3 protein-coding genes are annotated in these 3106 nt (G+C 33.0%); 1 reads left to right on the top strand and 2 read right to left on the bottom strand.

The genetic code is table 11. The annotated features are described in order from the left end of the window. Positions 1–235: 235 nt before the first annotated feature. Together ftsH and rsfS are read right to left on the bottom strand one after the other, a co-directional pair. Positions 236–2164, bottom strand: coding sequence for an ATP-dependent zinc metalloprotease FtsH (ftsH, locus tag ACIQ06_RS16070; RefSeq protein ID WP_396147945.1), 1929 nt, complete (start codon positions 2162–2164; stop codon positions 236–238). Positions 2165–2178: 14 nt separating this feature from the next. Beyond that, positions 2179–2550, bottom strand: a complete 372-nt coding sequence (rsfS, locus tag ACIQ06_RS16065; protein WP_298305835.1) for a ribosome silencing factor — start codon at positions 2548–2550, stop codon at positions 2179–2181. Between the two features lie 93 nt (positions 2551–2643). Between rsfS and ACIQ06_RS16060 the strand changes: the two genes are divergently transcribed. Beyond that, the coding region (locus ACIQ06_RS16060) for a biotin--[acetyl-CoA-carboxylase] ligase (RefSeq protein ID WP_396147944.1) at positions 2644–3106 on the top strand (463 nt) is incomplete at its 3' end.

The raw sequence follows: 3106 nt of genomic DNA, 5'->3' as shown, positions 1-3106 counted from the left end.
AAATTGAAAGTAAATAAATCGTCAATTGGAAGATTTGAAGGTTTGGGAGTATTATATTCACTTTGGTTTTCCTCATCGGAAGCATCATTGCTAGAACCAAATATTTTTCTGAAAAGACTCATATTGCTGTGTAAAATTCTTTAAATATCATTTGAAAACCTTCAAAGATAAAAAAATCTTAATTCAAAAGCATTTTTTGAATTAAGATTTTTAAATTTTTATATTTAACTGTTGTTTAAGCAGTAAATTCAGTGTTCTCTTCGCTGTCTATTTGATAAGGACGTTTGCCAAAAATAGTTTCCAAATCATCTTTGAAAATAACTTCTTTTTCAATCAAAATATCCGCAAGTTGCAACAATTTATCCTTGTTTTCTTTAAGAATTTCAATCGCTCTTTGATACTGACCTTCAATAAGAAGTGAAATTTCTTTATCAATAGTAATTGCAGTATCTTCTGAGTAAGGTTTGCTAAAACTATATTCGCTTTGTCCAGAAGAATCATAATAAGTGATGTTACCCAATTTTTCGTTCAAACCATAAATAGTTACCATAGCACGAGCTTGTTTTGTAACTTTTTCTAAATCAGATAAAGCTCCTGTTGAAATAGTATCAAAGATTACTTTTTCTGCAGCACGACCACCCATAGTAGCGCACATTTCATCAAGCATTTGATCTGGACGCACGATTAGTCTTTCTTCTGGTAAATACCATGCAGCACCTAAACTTTGACCTCTAGGTACAATAGTGACCTTAATAAGTGGCGCAGCATGTTCTAACATCCAACTTACGGTAGCATGACCAGCTTCGTGAACTGCAATAGCTCTCTTTTCTGCAGGCGTAACTATTTTGTTTTTCTTTTCCAATCCGCCAACAATTCTGTCAACTGCGTCTAGAAAATCTTGTTTATCTACAGCTGTTTTGTTATTACGAGCAGCAATTAAAGCCGCTTCGTTACAAACATTTGCAATATCTGCACCAGAAAAACCTGGAGTTTGTTTCGCTAAAAAGTCAGTATCTAAACCTTCTACTTTTTTCAAAGGTGCTAAATGCACTTCGAAGATTTCTTTACGTTCTCTAATGTCTGGTAAATCCACATAGATTTGTCTGTCAAAACGTCCAGCACGCATTAAAGCTTTGTCTAAAACATCAGCTCTATTGGTTGCAGCTAATACAATAACGTGAGTGTTTGTTCCAAAACCATCCATTTCGGTAAGCAATTGGTTCAATGTATTTTCACGCTCGTCGTTTCCGCCTGACATATTATTTTTACCTCTTGCACGTCCAACAGCATCAATCTCATCAATGAAAATGATAGCTGGTGATTTTTCTTTTGCTTGTTTGAATAAATCTCTTACACGAGAAGCACCAACTCCAACAAACATTTCAACAAAATCTGAACCTGAAAGTGAGAAGAAAGGTACTTTAGCTTCACCAGCAACGGCTTTTGCAAGTAATGTTTTTCCAGTTCCTGGAGGTCCAACTAAAAGAGCTCCTTTTGGAATTTTTCCACCTAAAACAGTATATTTTTCTGGGTTTTTAAGAAATTCTACAATTTCTTGAACTTCTTCTTTAGCACCTTCTAATCCGGCAACGTCTTTGAAAGTGGTTTTTACTTCTGATTTTTCATCAAAAAGCTTAGCTCTAGATTTTCCAATGTTGAAGATTTGACCTCCGCCACCGCCAGCACCACCGCCAGACATTCTTCTCATGAAATATAACCAAACTCCAATAAGAATAATCATTGGCAATAAACCAATTAAGAATTCTGACCAATCGCTTTTAGTTTGAAAATCGAAATCTTTGATTTTTTTCTGAGCTCTAGCATCAACTAATTTCTTTTGAAAAAGTTCGTCGTTTCCAGGATCAAAAATGTAATGTGGTCCTTTATTTGGATTACCAAAAACATCTTTGGCTATTTTTTCATTAGCTTTAGCTTTCAATGCAGCTGCAGTTAGATAAGCCTCTGCCTGATTCTTATTAAAAATAATTACTTTTTCAATCTGACCGCTATTCAAAAGTTCATCAAATTTTGATGAGGAAATTTTTGACGGATCTTGCATTGAAGAGCCACCTAATATGTTTAATACAACAAATATTAGAATAACTCCTCCTGAAATCCACCATGGACTAAATTTTAAACCGCTTGGCTTTTTGTTCTCTGACATTATTTATAGTGCTTTTAGTATTTGTTTTCTAAAGTAGTGATTTTGGCATCGCCCCAAAGACCTTCAATATTATAATATTCACGAATTTCTTTTTGAAACACGTGTACTACAATACTAACATAATCCATTAAAACCCATTCTGCATTGTCTGTTCCTTCAACGTGCCATGGTTTGTCTTTTATTTCTTTGGAAACAACTTTTTGAACGGAGTTAACAATAGCGTTAACTTGTGTATTTGATGAACCGTTGCAAATAACAAAATAATCGCAAACAGCGGTATCTATTTCTCTTAAATCAAGGATTTCAATATCATTTCCTTTTACTTCTTCTATTCCTTTAATGATGTTTGTTAATAAAACATCGGTACTAATTGTCTTTTTTGCCATCTAAATTTTATATAATTTGCAAAGGTATCAAAATTTGTGATTATTTTTGATGCTTAACATAAGTTTAAACTCTGTTTTATCAAAATAATTCCTATGAACTTAATCAAACTCGATGCCATAGATTCTACAAACGATTTTTTGAAAGAAATGTCAAGAAGTCAAATCGTAGAAAACTTTACCGTTGTAACTGCCAAGAATCAAACAAAAGGTAAAGGTCAAATGGGTGCTACATGGGAAACAGAAAGCGGTAAAAACTTAATTATGAGTATCTTGGTTAAAGAAGTGTTGAAAGATATTGATGAAATATTTCATTTGAATGTTGCTGTTGCACTCTCAGTAATTAAAGCTTTAGAACCTTTAAACTTACCAAAACTTTCTATTAAATGGCCAAACGACATTATGGCAGAAAACAAAAAAATAGGTGGCATTTTAATTGAAAACAGCTTCAAGTCTGACAATAAAATAGAATCTATAATTGGAATCGGATTAAATGTCAATCAAATCAACTTTGATAATTTGCCAAAAGCGTCTTCATTATACTTACTAAAAGAGAAAG

It is taken from the genome of Flavobacterium sp., assembly GCF_044341265.1.
In the GTDB taxonomy this organism is placed as follows: domain Bacteria; phylum Bacteroidota; class Bacteroidia; order Flavobacteriales; family Flavobacteriaceae; genus Flavobacterium.
Note: the sequence above shows the minus strand (reverse complement) of the source record. Positions and strands in the feature narration are given on the sequence as shown.

Bases quoted from the DNA above. Each gene is read 5' to 3' on its own strand.
- ftsH (WP_396147945.1), bottom strand. From the start codon at position 2,164: ATGTCAGAGAACAAAAAGCCAAGCGGTTTAAAATTTAGTCCATGGTGG.
- rsfS (WP_298305835.1), bottom strand. From the start codon at position 2,550: ATGGCAAAAAAGACAATTAGTACCGATGTTTTATTAACAAACATCATT.